This window comes from Foetidibacter luteolus (assembly GCF_009650435.1).
GTDB lineage: Bacteria > Bacteroidota > Bacteroidia > Chitinophagales > Chitinophagaceae > Foetidibacter > Foetidibacter luteolus.
In genome coordinates this window covers 39293-54856 of sequence record NZ_VVIP01000095.1, presented here as the reverse complement: position 1 = coordinate 54856, position 15564 = coordinate 39293, and the positions used below count along the sequence as shown (strand labels likewise).

The window sequence follows — 15564 nt, the reverse complement described above, 5'->3', positions numbered from 1 at the left end:
CTTAGTAGGAAACCATAATTTTTTGGGTAACCTTTTTGCCATTGTAGGTAACAATAACAAAGTAGTACCCGGTTATAAGATTTGGCAATGAGAATTTTTGCGATGAAAAATCTGCATTTTGTTTTTGCCAAACAATTCTGCCATTGGCATCTGTAACCTGTAAGTTCATCTTTTGCGCACCCTTTATATTGCCTGGCACCTGAACATTAAAGTTGTTTTGAACAATGGTTGGGTAAATTGTTATTTCCTTGGCAGCAGGTTCATATTTACTCACAACATTGCGTTCAATGTATTGCAAACCTGCTATTGATGGGTTACTGCCGGAAAGTACAGTAAACTCTCCAAAACCGGTAAACCCGCTCCTGGCTATATACCTGTAAGGGCTTCCCACGGCTGTATCTGACTGGGCCAACTGATACGACCAGCTTGCCCCGTAACGGGATACCATACACCTGGTATAATCAAAGCCTGGAAGCTCATCAGTGTTCCTCCACAACAGTTCAATCGTAGCATTGGCTCCGCCAGCGGTTGCCTCGTTAATAACCCAGCCAGCTTTAATGCCACCGGTTGAAATGGGTGCACCTGTACTTCCATTTAACAAAGCCACGTCACGGCAACGTACTGAATAGGCATCCTGCACTCCGTTTTCTGTAATTCTTACACGGTTATAAGTAAGCTCATCAAACCCAACCGGAAAAACAAAGGAACTGTTTTTTACGCCTAATTTCTTTAAGCTTCCGGTGCCGTTGGTAATAAAAAACCTGGTGCCGTTTGTATTGTGAATTTTGGAGTTTTCTGCCAGAGTAAAGGTTGTGTTGTTTAGCTTAACCCAGGTGTTATCATTAAAAAAAATAACCGAATCCAATACCTTTTCACTATTAAGAAGGTTTACCAGGTATGTTGAACTTTTATCTACCAACAGTTTGTATATCACTTTCCCTGCATCTGACAGGTTTGAATTGGCAGCGCCAAAAAAGCGCAATACCGAAGTGCCATAGTTGTACAGGCCCTTGTTGTTAAAATTAAGCTGTACACTGTATCGGCCGTTGCCTGAAAGTGTTGCAGCACTATCGTTAATTAAATCAGCATTGGTAATAATTTCTCCGTCGTTGGTAACTGTGCTGCCGATAGTATTTGAAAACGATGCCGAAGTGAATATCAACCCACCATTTTGTATGGTGATAGCTGCCCCCTTATTAACAATTTGCGGGTAACAAAATTTTGATAAAACCAGCAGTACCATCAGCGCAACTGCTTTTTGTATTTGCCCAGCTAAATTCATAGAACAAATTTTTTGAAATGAGATAATTAATGCAGTGGTTAATTGCCCATGCACATAATGTTCCATGTAATGTTTTGGCTGATGGTGGAGTTGCTCGTATTAAGCAGCCGGCATTTGCAGCCAGAGGGTGTTACATCGTAAATGATTAGCTGAAGTTGATACAATGGCCCTGCCGTGCCGCCGTTACTTACAATGTTGCCTACAAACACCTGTGGCGCATTGCTGAAGCCTCCAATAAAGCCGATACTGGCTTCCGGAGAAAGGGCGTGTGGGGCAAGGTTGTTGATGGTAAAAGCAGCGGAGCGTGTGTAGTATTTTATATTCGTGCTGCCGGACAAATTATACAGCACGCCTTTGTTATTGTTAACCGTTAATGTGCCGCTAACTTTTTGAGAGCCGGTTACTGTAACGGCGCCATTCAGTTCCGTGGTACCTACAACGTCTAATTTTGCGGAAGGCGCTGTTGTGCCTATGCCCACGTTACCGCCATTGGCTATGGCAAGCCTTGGCGATCCATCCTCGTTTATGTTTAGGTAATTGCCGCCGCTGTTGTAGTTCATCACCCAGTATTTAGCATCTGTGCTGTTATAAATGGCAAAAGAGCCATCCTGTACCTGCATTTTATAAATGGGGGTTGTTGTGCCTATGCCGGCATAGCCGCCCACATATAAATTACTGTTGGTGTTAACAACACCGTTTACATCAAGTTTATAGGCTGGCGTGGCCGTACCTATGCCAACATTTTGTGCAAATACCGCATGTGAAACTGTAAGGGAAAAAATAAAGAGTAAAATTGGTGATTTCATGAGTTTTTGTTTTTTAGAGTAGGGTTCAAAATTATTTGACATAAAGGCGCTTCAGAAGATAAGTTGAGTATTTGGTAGTTTTTATTTAGTCGTTGACACTAATTCATATATTAAAATTCTTTTGCGAATGTTAGTAGCACCCCGCATCCACGCATAAATGTGAGAGAAAATAATTATGAGCCCTGCAGCAGGAACTATGATGGGTCTGCCGTTGCGTCGCACTCTTGTACGTCCGGGTTCATTATGCGGCTTTTCCCGCAGGTTAGGTACATGCGATACTATAACTGCCACTCTGGCCTTATGTAATGGCAGGTATAACCATAGGGATGCTTTTGAAGATAATCCTGGTGCTCTTCTTCGGCATCCCAAAAGTCACGGGCAGGTGTTACTTCAGTTACTATGGCGCCGGGCCATTTACCGGATGCGTTCATTTCTGTAATCAAATTCTGCGCTGTTGTTTTTTGTTCATCTGTGAGATAAAAAACAGCAGACCGGTAAGATGTACCCACATCATTACCTTGCCTGTTCTTTGTAGTAGGATTGTGTATCTGGAAGAAAAACTCAAGCAGCTTACGATAAGATAACTTCTCAGGATCAAAAGTTATGGCTATTGCTTCGGCGTGGTTTCCGTGGTTACGGTAGGTTGCGCTTTTAACATCTCCGCCGCTATAACCCACCCTGGTTGATAGTACACCCGGCAGGTCTCTTACCAGTTCTTCCACACCCCAGAAACAACCGCCGGCTAAAATTGCTTTTTCACTTAACATATAATTGAAGTTGTGTTTGCTACAGTCTAATCAATTTTAACGCCAGCCAGTTTTACTGGCATGTTGGCATGTGGGGATTGTATGCTTTTGCATAAGCAACTTAATATTTAAGACATAATCTTATGTTAACAGCTTCTGTTCTCCGGTACATAAGAAACCCTTGAGCTGTTATAGATAACCTTATGCTTAATAACCTCTTTGCTTTTCAATGATACTGGTTAAAGTGCTTTTCATTTTTCGGGCGGCGCCAGCAATAGCTTCATCATAAGTATCCGCATCATGCGATACCACAACAGGTTGTTTTCCTTTTAAACGTGCTTCTAAGGAACACCGTTTATCATTGCTGGTCTTCCTGTCTGCATTTTCATCAGAAAAGTGCACTTCAATTCGGGTCAGGTATTCCTCAAACCTGCCCAACTCTTTATTCAGCACCTGGTTTAGGTTTTCTTCGTAGGCATCTTTTACACTTAAATTGTTGTCGGTGTTTATCTGTATAGTCATAGGCAACTTTGTTACAAAGTTAAAGCCAAACTGTAGCAGGTCATATACAGCAATTGTTATTTGAGGCTTTGAAACATTAAAACAGGTGGACGTTATATTAGCTGGTACCGGAGATATGGTTGGGGAACCACGTGTGTTTTCACTGTACATATTCTACACTAGCCAAAAAGCTCAACCCTTCGCTTAAATGCCGCCATGAAAAACCAGCCGTACAAGTGAGTGACACAACGAAGTCGCCATGAAATACCGTCAGCCCGTACAGTAATTTGTATTCAGCTTCACCGCTGGCTAACCTTTACCTTGCCCAACCGGGCCAGTTAAAAAACGGGTACTGTATCTTGCTATAAAAATTTTATTTTAGCAGGAGAGAATGCGCTTATATGTGTTGTAATCTAACCCTCTTCAAAAAATACCTTCATAACTCCTGCCAATATGTAATACATCTAGTAACCATTGTTTGTTGCCTAAGTTTTTTTTTGTCCTGCGGCAACCGAAGTGACCAGGCTTACCATCCTTCTTTTTTTGATTCTGTTTATAACAGGTTGCCCGGCCCGGGAGATACTTCTGTACGCCCAGGCGACTTAGAGTTGCTGGATGCTGCTTATTCGGCTTTCCCCAACATGGGTACAGGTGACTTATACAGAAAATACAGGTACAAGTTCTTATACTTCTTTGAAGTGCTGGGTGACGAAAAAAGAGGCCTGGTTTTTACTGACAGTATTATCAATTTATTAGCCGGTAAAGAGGAGAACCCGGACTTTGTAAGACTGTATGTTAACGCCCTTTTTAACAAGGGCGATATATTGGCACAGGGAAAAAGGTACCAGGAAAGTGCGCTTTACTACATGCAGGGGCATAAAGTAGCGTTAGAAAAACTGACTGACCCATGTAGCCTGGTTGAATACAATGCCCGTATGGGGCGGCTGCTGTATAAGCAGGGAAACTATGAGAGGGCCATCGCATCCTTCCAGGCGGGACTGTTAGACCAGTCGCTGTGCGATACCAACAGCTTTTTTAAGTTTAAAGCCACACAGGAATACCTTGACAATATTGGCATGTGTTATAATGCGCTGAGCAATTATGACAGCGCTAACCATTATTATTCCGCTACCCTTGCATATATAAACAGGCAGGAAACTTTTTTTAGCCGCGAGGGCAGGTATATTGCCATGGCAAAGGCTGTGGTGTATGATAACCAGGCAAGGATATTTCAAAAACAGGGGAGGGCGGACGAGGCACAAGCGCTGTATAAAAAAAGCATTGCTGGCACATCCGGCTATCACCGGCTTTATACGCAGCTTACACAGTTGGCACTCACCCGGCTTTACCTGGAAAACAACCGCCTGGAAAGAGCGGTGGCATTATTGGATAACCTTAAAGCCTCTATAGACAGTTTTCCTTCAGAGCAGTCACTGATTGGTTATTTCGCCTGCATGAAAAACTATTATGAAAGAAGGGGTAAGCTTTCCGTAGCTGCCATGTATATGAAAGAATACCTTGAGTTAAAAGATTCTGTACAAAACCTTAACACACAGGCGGCGGGTAACGATATCATTAACTCATTTAATACCAAAGCTCAAAACGCCTTATACCGGAAACTAAAAGATGATGGCCGGGTTAAATCAGTTTACCTCATTGTTATAGTACTACTGGCACTATTATCTGTGTACCTGTTAATCCTGGTAAAAAGAAGATATGCCCGGTCCCGTATATTTCTTCAGGAAACAGAAGCCCTTTATGAAAAAATTGACGAAAAAAATCACTCTTTACAAAGTGTATTTCATGCACTTGACCAGAAAAACAATGAGCATATTTCGATAATGAACGTTACCTCCAATGATCTTAAAATACCCCTCTCTGTTATTTATGAAACTATTGGCCGGTTGCCGGTTGAAGTATTGAGAGATGATGATTTGCAGGAATCACTGTTATTGATAAGGGAAGCTTCTGCCAGCTCTCTGCATATCATAGAAGAAATGCACCCTTTTAAGATTGACCAGCAGGTAAACAGGAAGGAACTGGTAGATCTGAAAGCCTTCCTGGAGCAATCCATTAATTTATTGGAGCCAGGCGCCCTTCAGAAAAAACAGCGGATAGAACTGAACCTGAAGCAGGCTTTTGCTTTTATAGACCGGCAAAAACTCCGGCGGGTGATCAATAATATCGTTATCAACGCCATAAAGTTCAGTAACGAAAACTCGGTTATCAGCATACACCTTGAAAAGAAAGAAACAAGCAGCCTCATTTCCATACGCGACTATGGCATCGGAATCCCGGCTGTTGTAAAAGAACAGATTTTTAAGCATAAAAAAGTGGAAGGCCTGGCAGGAACGGCGGGGGAAGAAAGTTTTGGAATGGGTTTATCCATTGCCAAAAAATTTATTGAAGAAAACAATGGGAAAATTTGGTTTGACAGCAAAGAAGGCTGGGGCACTGTTTTTCATATTGAATTAGCCATGTAGGTTTTGGAGGCTGACAAAACTATGGAGCACCGTATTAATCAAAATGAAATTTTTTTTTCTTATAAATACTAAAACCAAAATAGCATACTTTATCATACCGTTTTCCGGTCTGCTTGTGTGGCTGGGGTGGCATGTGTTTTTTAAGCCAAAGCCTGACACGGAATTGAGCAATGTTTTCAGGCAATATGATACGTTGGTAGAATTTACACCCGCAAGGGCCAACTACTTGCTGGACTCTGCCTACCGGGCAAACGCAGCTACTAATGCTTTTGATAAAGCTAATTATTTTACCAGGAAGTATAAGTATTGCTATGATGCGAATAAGGATTTTAGAACTGCTTACCTGTTTGTTGACAGTGCCATACAATTACTGCAAAAAAATACGGGCGACAAAAAGCTGGTGGAAATGTATGTGGAGGCGCTTAATGATAAAGGCTTCCTTTTACGAAAAGAGAACAATTACGAAGCGGCCCTTAAGTATTACCTTATTGCCGACAAAGTGTTTAAAAGATATATTGCAGATACATGTGCCGCACTCGGTTCGCCAAGTGCGATAGGCGACCTGTTCTACTCAACCAGGAACTACAAAAATGCAATCAGGTATTATCTTGATGATTACCGGCGGCATGTAAGTTGTGACGGAAGGCAATTCCAGAATTTCTTTGCGATAGAAAAAATATTGCTGAGCGTAGGTATTTGCTACACCAACCTGGATATGTACGACAGTGCATACATATACCTGGATAGCTCACTAAGGTTTGTACGAACCAGGCAGAAGGATTATGACATGCGCCGCCAGCCCAACTTTCCGCTGATTGCCGAGGCGGTAATTACCGGCTTTATGGCAAATGTTATTGCCAAACGTGGAGATGCGGCAATGGCTGAACCGATGTTTATGGGCAGCATGGCTATTTCCCGTACAGCAGACGTAGAGTTTTATGCTTCACAACTTGCCCAGCTTACAGAAATGTACATAAAGCAACGGCAAACCGGGAAAGCCATGCAAACGTTTAAGTCGTTAGACAGCCTGTTAAACAGGTACCCTTTGCCGGAAACAAGGATAACTTACCATAAACTACAGTTGTTGTTTGATGAAACCAGCAAAAATTATGAAGGTTACCTGCGGGATGCTGCGCTGTATGAAAGTGCAGTGGACAGTTTTAATGCGTCTGTTAAAAATTTCCGCCACCTGGATTTGCAGCGTGAATTCGCCATTAACCAACAGATGGGCATAAATGAAACCCTGGAAGAGAAAAATAAAGGCAAAAACAATATCATTATTTTGGGACTGTTCGCCATAATTCTGGTGCTAACCATCGCCTTTCTTAGCTGGAAGGATGTTACCAGGAACCGTAAGCGGGCCGCCAGCCTTGCAAACCTGAATAACCTGCTGGCCGGCAAGAACCGGGAATTAGAAGAAGCCAGCATAGAATTGCGGGAAATTATCGGCAATAACAAGCGGATAGTTAATATTATGGCTCACGATCTCCGCAGCCCTCTCTCTGGCATGCAATTGCTTTTTTATTCCATTGGCAAAAAACAAAACCCCTTCATTTCAAAACACCTGGCAACAAGAATGGGAGTTTTTTGCCAGTATATGCTCAGCATCATTAAAGTGCTGCTAAAGAAAGAAATTGATGCTGATACGGATCTGTTGTCTTTCACCAGGATTAACTTCGGAAGCCTCATAAAAAGCATCATATCCGGCCTCGGCAAAAAAGTTACAGACAAAAATATCTCTATTACAGCAGTACCGGCCGACATCAACGTTGTGGACAATCTTCCCAAGATGAAGTTGCTGCTTACCAGCTTTTTGTTGCCGCTGATAGAAAGTGCTGATCCCAATGAATCAATAGAGATCGTTGCCGAAAAATACAATGGTGAAAACATCATTCTTTTATTAAACACTGCCAGGGTTAACCTGGGGAAAAATTTTGCTGAATCCTTATCGCCTGCCGGTAATAAAAGCGGTATTACACATTTTAAGGGTTACAAATATTTTCAACATATTGCCTGGCAAACAATAAAAGAGAATAGAGGCCGGTTGCTGCTGGAAGATGGGTTTGGTTACGGCTGTATTTCTCTCATCCGGCTGGCAAATACATCGTTGTATGTGTACACCTGCTATTAACAGCGGTTAAGGTAAATTAATATGAATAAGTTGGTTACAAACCACAGCATTACCAGGTATTATCCCACTAACTTCTGGATTTTGTGCGTTGCGGTGGCAATGATTTTGGTAACTATTGAAAATCAGGCAGATGCTGATTCAACTGCTGTAAATAGCCGGCCAATTATCGTACTGATAACCCGATTTCTTTTTTTTTACTTGCATTATAATAAAAAAAAATATACCTTATCAAGCCATACACATTTAGTTCAATACTCAAAGAAAGTCCCATGAAATCGCTACTTTCCAAAATCGTAAAGAGAATCAAAACTACATTCTCCCCAACTCACGAAATAAAAGCCTCACACGCAAAGCTTGACAGGCTTTTGCAGGTAAACATGGAAATGCAGTGCATGAACATGTACATGTCATTTAAGTACCTGCCATCTTTTGATAAAGTTGAGTTTTCATCTTATTCTCAGAATGGTGAGGATGGCATCTTATTGTTTATATTTTTAATTATTGGAACTAAAAACAAAAAAGTTGTGGAGATAGGGGCCGGTAATGGCATTGAATGTAATGCAGCAAATCTTATTATCAATCACGGTTGGGCCGGCCTGCTGATTGACGGCAGGGAGAAGAATACGGAAAGGGGAAAGGCATTTTATAAGCAACGCACTAATGCGTGGAAGTTTTCCAGGCTTGCACCCAAAATTGTTCATTCCTGGATAACAACAGAAAATGTTAATAGCCTGGTTGAATCCAATGGCTTTTCCGGAGAAATTGATTTGTTGAGCCTTGATATTGACGGCATTGACTTTTGGATTTTGAAGGCGATAGAAGTGATAAGCCCGCGTGTAATTATTCTTGAGTACAATAATCGTTGGGCGGCAGATCAATCGGTATCAGTACCTTATGCGTCAAGCTTTGTAGGGGTAGATACTTCTCCTGAAGGCAAAGGCTATTTTGGGGCAAGCTTAATGGCTTATACAAAGCTTGCCAAAGAAAAAGGCTACCGCTTGATTGGCGCCAACAGTCCAAACACAAATGCATTTTTTATGAGAAATGATACAGGACTTGATACATTTCCCGAGGTTTCGGTATCGTCCTGCTTAAGTTCAAACTATGCTGTATTTCAGCATAAAGTAAAATATCCATTAATAAAAGAACTGCCCACCGTAGAAGTTTAAGTTGATGTAGAATTGTCGGCAGCTATTTTAAACTGGAGTAAGGGCAAGATGCAGCTACTTTACACGAGGTTTGCGAATATCTTTTGCTTCATCAAAATGTGCCAAGCAACTGTCCAGCGGTTGTCCCTGGTTATAAATGCAGTCGCAAAAAGCCTCGCAAGCCGCTGGGTTTTTGCTGGAATAGCATTGATTTCTGCACTCAGCTTCAGAGTTGCCCGGCCCGATCTCGTATAAATAGAAAGTCCCGATTATAATGAAAGCCAGAACTGTGAAGCAACCTCCAAAAAATATCATCCGGAGGCGAATGCCCATTGGTTTCCCGGGGGCAGGATGATTTGTTTTGAACTGCTTAAATGGTAAAATATATTTTAAACGGTCGTAGTGCCAGGCTAATAAGAATAAGCTTGCCAATAGCATCATGGTAGTTAACCGGGTACCTGCAAAGCGTGTAGCATAGGTGAGCACACAAATATTAAGGACGATGGGAAAACACATCAATGCGCCGAGAGGGGAAGTTCTGGGGATAAGCAACAATACAGCTATTGCAATTTGAGCAATTCCGATAAACGTATAATAATATCCTGTTAGATATAGGGCATCGAAGTAATGTCCCAAAGGGTTATTAGATGGCAGGCCGGCAGCGAAACGTTCGCCCATTATTTTAACGTAACCTGCCGGAATAAAACTCGCTGCCAAAGCGATATGGCAAAAAACGGAAAATCTTTTAAACCATTTGTCAGACTTTGCTTCATAGTATATTTCTTCAATTCTATTCATATCGGTGTTTTAATAGTAACCCCAACTTTTTTGAAAGACTTAGCCCCAACTATTATAATAACCTATTGCAGTCTATACTGATCCCTCTATAATCACGCTTTCTTACGAATGGTTATTTTGCTAAGGATATAATGAAGTGCCAACGCGATGGCAGACCAGTAGATGGCAAACGCAACAACCAATACAGGAGGCGCCGGATCCGGATCTTTAGCCAAAAACGACAAAGGGCTTATCAGGGAAAATTTGACAGGGTATATAATTGTGGCTAAGGTATTTTTCCATCCAACGGATGATCCTGCTCCGGGAAACCATTCGCCGTTTCCGGGAAAGAGCCGGATTTCTGGTCCCAAAACTGAGTTAGAGATAAACTGAAAGGCGAATGCCGAAATAAGAAAGCTAATAACGAAAGTTGTTCTTGAAATCTTCATATAACCGAGTTTCGATAATTAAAAAGCACTTTGAAATACAAAGTTAATGTACTCGTTATGTATTTCAAAGTATCTGCAAACAATTTTTATAGTCACTAACTAATTTCTTGCGTGGTTAAAGAATACATGTCAAACTCATCAAATAAAAACGCAAATAAAAACCAATGTGTTGCGCAGAAGGATACCAGCATGGTATTGCGGTCAGTTGAGGCTGAATAGCGTTAATAGCACATTTGATTAATTAAGAACATTTGTATTTTTAACCAGCACTTTGTAACCTGCACCCGCCTTTCGGGTGAGGGATTGAAGCGGAAAGCCCACAGCCACGAGGAACGAGTGGCGAGGACTTGTAGCGAAAAGCCCGACCCCTTGCGCAGCTTGGGGGCACCCCCAAAAATCAACTATTGGCTTTTTTAAAGTGCGGCATTAACTTTAATGCACCGCTTTAGCAAAGCCTCAACTTTGGCTGCTATATTATCAACAACTAACCAATAATCAACAATAATGAAGCATTTGATACTAAGCTGTTTACTCATTGTTATTCAGCCATCCATCTTTGCACAGCAACCCAGGGCGAGGGATATTGGAATCCCTTTTAACGGAACAACGGGCAAGTTTAACGCTATAACAGATGTGAAAGGTGTTGAAGTTGGTTACAGTACCATCATTTCAGGGCAGGGGAAAAATACCAGGGGCAAAGGGCCGGTGAGAACAGGGGTTACAGCTATTTTACCAAGGGGCAGAAATAACAATCCTGTTTTTGCAAATTGGTATTCATTTAATGGCAACGGAGAAATGACCGGCACAACCTGGATAACGGAATCAGGCTTTTTGGAAACACCAATAATGATAACAAACACCAACAGTGTTGGTGTGGTAAGGGATGCAGTATTAAAATGGTTTGTAAAGACAGGCTGGTATAAAGAAGATTTTTGGTACACTTACCCTGTTGTTGCAGAAACCTATGATGGTTTTCTAAACGATATTTATGGTTTTCATGTAACGGAAAGCAATGCCTATGAGGCACTGGACAGCGCTAAAACCGGATTTTTGAAAGAGGGCAATGTTGGAGGTGGAACGGGAATGATGTGTTTAGGATTTAAAGGTGGTACTGGTACATCTTCGAGGATTGTAAAGATCAAGGATTCAACTTATACTGTAGGTGTACTGGTGCAATCAAATTTTGGAAGCAAAAAGAATTTTACTATTGCCGGAGTACCGATTGGAAAAGAATTGCAGGACACCATGAACTATGAATTTAAGGCAGCACCTTCTTACAGGCAGGAAGGCGATGGCTCAATTATAGTTGTAGTTGCAACAGATGCACCTTTATTGCCTCATCAGTTAAAAAGGATTGCAGCAAGGGTTCCGGTTGGGGTAGGTATAGTGGGGGGACGGGGAGAAAATGGTTCTGGCGACATATTCATTGCGTTTTCAACGGCTAATACATCAGCTTTTCAAAGAGAAAATTTTACAAAAGTTGAGGAACTGCCAAATGATTTAATCAATCCTTTATTTAATGCAACTGTTCAGGCGGTTGAAGAAGCTATCATCAATGCAATGGTTGCGGCAGTAACAATGGAAGGAATAAATGGCAACAAAGCTTACGGGCTTCCTCATAAACTGGTTATTGAGTTGTTGAAAAAGTATAGCAGGATAAAGTAAAAGATACAGCACCTGGTACATAAGCTTTCGTTGCGTACCGCAGGAGAAGCATAAAACCTATGTTGAATTATAAGGCGTACGAACATTTAAGACCCGGATTACCTCCTCTTACATTTGTGCCGCCGCGTCTTAAAATCCCGCACCCAAAGACCGTTTTATTGTAACAAAAACGTGCAGTATTGTACTGTTAGCGAACAGTTTTCTGTTATGCCTACTCTTTAATGAATTGATAATCAGTTGGAAGAAAGAAAGCACTTTTTTTGTGCGCTGCTACCTAAAGCGTACTGGCCGTGTATAACCGGCACAAGCCAACGGTTCACCATCTCAACCTTTGTTTATGATAAAAAGTTATCTCACTATTGCCTGGCGTAATCTTATTAAGAATAAAGTGTATTCTTTTATCAATATTGCCGGGCTGGCGGCAGGCATGGCTGTGGCCATGACAATTGGTTTGTGGATATACGATGAAGTCTCCGTAAACAAGCATTTTAAAAATTACAACTCCATTTACCAGGTAATGATGCACCAGACCTTTGATGGAAAGCGGGGGTCGCAACAGGCGCTGCCTTATCCGATAGGCGAGGAGCTTACAACAAAATACCCCGACTTTAAAAACGTGGTTATGTGCGATTGGGGGCAGAGACATTCCCTGATGTATGGCGATAAAAAAATGAGCAGGTATGGCCATTTTGCCGGGGAGCAGGCTGTTGACTTGTTTTCTTTGAAGATTCTGCGGGGAGATAAAAACCCTTTGCATGAGCCCTATTCCGTAGTGCTTACAGAAGAAACAGCCGTTGCCTTATTTGGAAAGCAAGACCCGCTGGGAAAAATGGTAAAGCTGGATAACAGCATTAGCGTAAAGGTTACGGCCATTACAGAAAAACAACCCAGGAACAGTTCTTTTACATTTGATTACCTGGTGCCGTTTATTTTGCTGGAAAAAAATTACAGCTACATAGAGCGGTACCATAAAACAAACTGGGCAAACAATTCCTGGCAGGCGTTTGTACAATTAAACAGTAATGCCACGGAACAATCGGTAAATGCGAAAATAAAAAACGTGGTGCTGTCTCATTTCAGTGACGAGAATACCCTTAAAAGCGTCAGGCCCGAAGTGTTTGTTCACCCTATGGGTAAATGGCGGCTGTACAGCGATTTTGAAAATGGAAAAAACACAGGGGGCTTTATCAAGTATGTGCGCATGTTTGGTATACTGGGGCTTATTGTGCTGGTAATAGCATGCATTAATTTTATGAACCTTAGCACGGCCCGGTCAGAAAAAAGGGCAAAAGAAGTAGGTGTACGTAAGGCGATAGGTTCGGGGCGTAGGGAACTTATCCGGCAGTTTTTAAGCGAGTCTATGCTCATAGCCGTGTTATCGTTTGTTGTGGCGCTGGCGCTTGTACTGCTCGCCCTGCCTTTCTTCAACAAGCTTACTGACAAAGACATGAGCCTTCAGATAGGCAACCCTGTTTTCTGGGGCGTAATGATTTTGTTCACGCTGTTAACTGGGTTGTTGGCTGGTAGTTACCCGGCATTTTATCTCTCCTCCTTTAACCCTGTGCGGGTACTGAAAGGCAACCTTAAGGCGGGTAAAAAAAGTGTGCTGCCCCGTAAAATACTGGTGGTGCTGCAGTTTGCCAGTTCTGTGGTGTTAATGATAGGTACAGTTATTATTTACCGGCAAATTCAATACGGCAAAAACCAACCCATCGGGTTTAATAATAAAGGTTTAATTACCGCCAACTGGTCTGATGACATGGAGAAAAACTACGAGGCTTTCCGCCAGGAACTCTTAAGCACCGGAGCTGTTGCGTCCATTTGCAAAAGCAATTCCCCGCCATCTGAAATATACAGCAACAACAACGGCTGGGAGTGGAAAAACAGCCAGCCCATAGAAAAAACGGTGGTGTTTTCTACCATCGCAACAGACTATGATTACACCAAAACGCTGGGCATTAAACTTTTGCAGGGGCGGGATTTCTCACGGGATTTCGCGGATTCAAATTCTGTTATCTTAAACGAAGCTGCTGTAAAACGTATGGGGCTTAAAACCCCGGTTGGTGAAATGCTGAAATGGAACGACCGTCAGATGAAAGTAGTGGGCGTAATACCTGATATACAAATGGAATCGCCTTATCGCCCTATTTCTCCCTTAACCATTATTTTCGATAAAGGTTGGGTAGGTTTTCTCAACGTACGGCTTAACCCCGGCATGCCTGCATCAAAAGCCATCAGCCTTATAAAGCCCGTTTTTGAAAGGTTTAACCCGGCTTACCCGTTCGAGTACCAGTTTGCCGATGAGGAGTACGCCAAAAAATTCAATTACGAACAACTTGTTGGCAATCTTGCGGCCATTATAGCCGTGCTTGCCATATTCATATCCTGCCTTGGCCTTTTCGGGCTGGCCTCTTTTACTGCTGAACAAAGGGTAAAAGAAATAGGTGTGCGCAAAGTACTTGGCGCCAGTGCCTTCAATTTATGGAACCTGCTATCCAGGGACTTTGTTGTACTGGTTATCATAGCCTGTGCCATAGCCATGCCCATCGCTTATTATGGCATGCACGAATGGTTAAGGAACTATGAAAATAAAATCAGCATCGGGGCCGATGTTTTTGTATTGGCGGTCATTGCCTCCATGCTCATCACCCTGGCAACGGTAAGTTTCCAGGCTATAAAGGCCGCCATGGTAAACCCGGTTAAATCGCTCCGCTCAGAGTAACATAACAGGCCAGGAATTTTTATGGGCCCGGCAGCAGGAACTGACATGAGGCATCGTTGCGTCGCACTCTTGCACGGTTGGATCCGCTATTCGGCTTGCCCGCAGGATAGGGAATATGGATTTTTATTGCACAATAGACCCTAAGGGTTAACCTATGCTGCAAACGATGACGATTGTTATATATTCAGTTAAATCAAGCCAATACAACGGACTTTTTTATGTCAATAACCATCGTATTTGTCCATTTATCCTGCCATGGATTACATGGAGTGCCAAATGCACTAAATACACAAAAAGGTACAGCCCGGCTAAAACCTCTTGCAAAAGCTGTGGCAAAGGAGATCTTACTTCCGTCCATATTTACCGCTTTTGTTCCTGTTATCAGTTTTCCTAATGACCTGCCTTTAGTAAGCCCTTCCATCAAACCCATGTACAGCGCATAAAGTACCAATGAAATCAAACGGTCTATCAAATTGATACCGACAGAATTGTTGTCCACCTCTTCCAGCATGGACGGAGATGTAAACGCTATAACAACGCCCAGCACTATAAAAAGCACGTAGAAAAAGATGACATCAATAATGTAATTGGCAAACCGTTGCCCGGTAGAAGCCCGAACCAATTCGTATTCAGGCGTAAGAAGATCAGGTTGGGTAGTTTCTTCAGAATGCATAGTAGCGTGTTTAGTTTTATTGGTTGATATAAAAAAGGTTGGTGTGCATGTTATTTTAGAACGTTCACAATTGCAAGTGCAAGACTTTTATTGGCTTCAACTAATTGACAGTTAAGAGAAAATTTGTTTTCTACCGGGTTTATAAATTCAATCAACTGTTTTCATAGTCACCTAAAAATCA

General features: G+C 42.1%; 12 protein-coding genes. 5 read left to right on the top strand and 7 right to left on the bottom strand.

What is annotated here, in order from left to right; translation table 11 throughout:
* Window position 1 precedes the first annotated feature (1 nt).
* The 4 genes from F0364_RS28575 to F0364_RS28560 all read right to left on the bottom strand — a co-directional run bounded on the left by F0364_RS28575 (window position 2) and on the right by F0364_RS28560 (window position 3356).
* The gene (locus F0364_RS28575) at window positions 2-1282 is read right to left on the bottom strand and encodes a T9SS type A sorting domain-containing protein (RefSeq protein ID WP_207632941.1); all 1281 of its coding nucleotides are present in this window, start codon (window positions 1280-1282) and stop codon (window positions 2-4) included.
* 38 nt (window positions 1283-1320) lie between these two features.
* Window positions 1321-2088: a hypothetical protein gene (locus F0364_RS28570; protein ID WP_153801247.1), complete on the bottom strand. Its 768-nt coding sequence runs from the start codon at window positions 2086-2088 to the stop codon at window positions 1321-1323.
* Between the two features lie 278 nt (window positions 2089-2366).
* Window positions 2367-2855 carry a peptide-methionine (S)-S-oxide reductase MsrA gene (gene msrA, locus F0364_RS28565; RefSeq protein WP_153801246.1) on the bottom strand — a complete coding sequence of 163 codons (489 nt, stop codon included), beginning with the start codon at window positions 2853-2855 and terminating at the stop codon, window positions 2367-2369.
* A 186-nt stretch (window positions 2856-3041) separates the two neighbouring features.
* Entirely contained in the window at window positions 3042-3356 is a 315-nt protein-coding gene (locus tag F0364_RS28560; protein ID WP_207632940.1) for an HPF/RaiA family ribosome-associated protein, read from the bottom strand.
* A gap of 476 nt (window positions 3357-3832) precedes the next feature.
* Here F0364_RS28560 and F0364_RS28555 point away from each other — a divergent pair, with 476 nt between their 5' ends.
* The 3 genes from F0364_RS28555 (at window position 3833) to F0364_RS28545 (ending at window position 9118) form a co-directional block, all read left to right on the top strand.
* Window positions 3833-5818 carry a tetratricopeptide repeat-containing sensor histidine kinase gene (locus F0364_RS28555; protein ID WP_207632939.1) on the top strand — a complete coding sequence of 662 codons (1986 nt, stop codon included), beginning with the start codon at window positions 3833-3835 and terminating at the stop codon, window positions 5816-5818.
* A gap of 43 nt (window positions 5819-5861) precedes the next feature.
* Complete coding sequence (locus F0364_RS28550; RefSeq protein ID WP_153801243.1) at window positions 5862-7949, top strand: phytochrome family protein; 2088 nt, start codon at window positions 5862-5864, stop codon at window positions 7947-7949.
* 269 nt (window positions 7950-8218) lie between these two features.
* Window positions 8219-9118: a hypothetical protein gene (locus F0364_RS28545; RefSeq protein ID WP_153801242.1), complete on the top strand. Its 900-nt coding sequence runs from the start codon at window positions 8219-8221 to the stop codon at window positions 9116-9118.
* 54 nt (window positions 9119-9172) lie between these two features.
* On the opposite strand, the gene F0364_RS28540 is transcribed toward F0364_RS28545, so the two are convergent.
* A complete protein-coding gene (locus tag F0364_RS28540) occupies window positions 9173-9895 on the bottom strand; it encodes a DoxX family protein (protein WP_153801241.1) in 723 nt (240 codons plus the stop codon).
* 92 nt (window positions 9896-9987) lie between these two features.
* Window positions 9988-10323, bottom strand: a complete 336-nt coding sequence (locus F0364_RS28535; protein ID WP_153801240.1) for a hypothetical protein — start codon at window positions 10321-10323, stop codon at window positions 9988-9990.
* A 504-nt stretch (window positions 10324-10827) separates the two neighbouring features.
* Here F0364_RS28535 and F0364_RS28530 point away from each other — a divergent pair.
* Both F0364_RS28530 and F0364_RS28525 read left to right on the top strand, forming a co-directional pair.
* Window positions 10828-11988, top strand: a complete 1161-nt coding sequence (locus F0364_RS28530; protein WP_153801239.1) for a DmpA family aminopeptidase — start codon at window positions 10828-10830, stop codon at window positions 11986-11988.
* A gap of 337 nt (window positions 11989-12325) precedes the next feature.
* On the top strand, window positions 12326-14710 hold the full coding sequence (locus F0364_RS28525; RefSeq protein ID WP_153801238.1) for an ABC transporter permease: 2385 nt from the start codon (window positions 12326-12328) through the stop codon (window positions 14708-14710).
* Between the two features lie 193 nt (window positions 14711-14903).
* Here the strand turns inward: F0364_RS28525 and F0364_RS28520 are convergent, their stop codons facing one another.
* The gene (locus F0364_RS28520) at window positions 14904-15383 is read right to left on the bottom strand and encodes an RDD family protein (RefSeq protein ID WP_153801237.1); all 480 of its coding nucleotides are present in this window, start codon (window positions 15381-15383) and stop codon (window positions 14904-14906) included.
* Window positions 15384-15564: the final 181 nt, after the last annotated feature.

Bases quoted from the DNA above. Each gene is read 5' to 3' on its own strand.
- F0364_RS28520 (WP_153801237.1), bottom strand. From the start codon at position 15,383: ATGCATTCTGAAGAAACTACCCAACCTGATCTTCTTACGCCTGAATAC.
- msrA (WP_153801246.1), bottom strand. From the start codon at position 2,855: ATGTTAAGTGAAAAAGCAATTTTAGCCGGCGGTTGTTTCTGGGGTGTG.
- F0364_RS28545 (WP_153801242.1), top strand. From the start codon at position 8,219: ATGAAATCGCTACTTTCCAAAATCGTAAAGAGAATCAAAACTACATTC.
- F0364_RS28550 (WP_153801243.1), top strand. From the start codon at position 5,862: ATGAAATTTTTTTTTCTTATAAATACTAAAACCAAAATAGCATACTTT.
- F0364_RS28530 (WP_153801239.1), top strand. From the start codon at position 10,828: ATGAAGCATTTGATACTAAGCTGTTTACTCATTGTTATTCAGCCATCC.
- F0364_RS28535 (WP_153801240.1), bottom strand. From the start codon at position 10,323: ATGAAGATTTCAAGAACAACTTTCGTTATTAGCTTTCTTATTTCGGCA.
- F0364_RS28540 (WP_153801241.1), bottom strand. From the start codon at position 9,895: ATGAATAGAATTGAAGAAATATACTATGAAGCAAAGTCTGACAAATGG.
- F0364_RS28570 (WP_153801247.1), bottom strand. From the start codon at position 2,088: ATGAAATCACCAATTTTACTCTTTATTTTTTCCCTTACAGTTTCACAT.
- F0364_RS28525 (WP_153801238.1), top strand. From the start codon at position 12,326: ATGATAAAAAGTTATCTCACTATTGCCTGGCGTAATCTTATTAAGAAT.
- F0364_RS28575 (WP_207632941.1), bottom strand. From the start codon at position 1,282: ATGAATTTAGCTGGGCAAATACAAAAAGCAGTTGCGCTGATGGTACTG.
- F0364_RS28560 (WP_207632940.1), bottom strand. From the start codon at position 3,356: ATGACTATACAGATAAACACCGACAACAATTTAAGTGTAAAAGATGCC.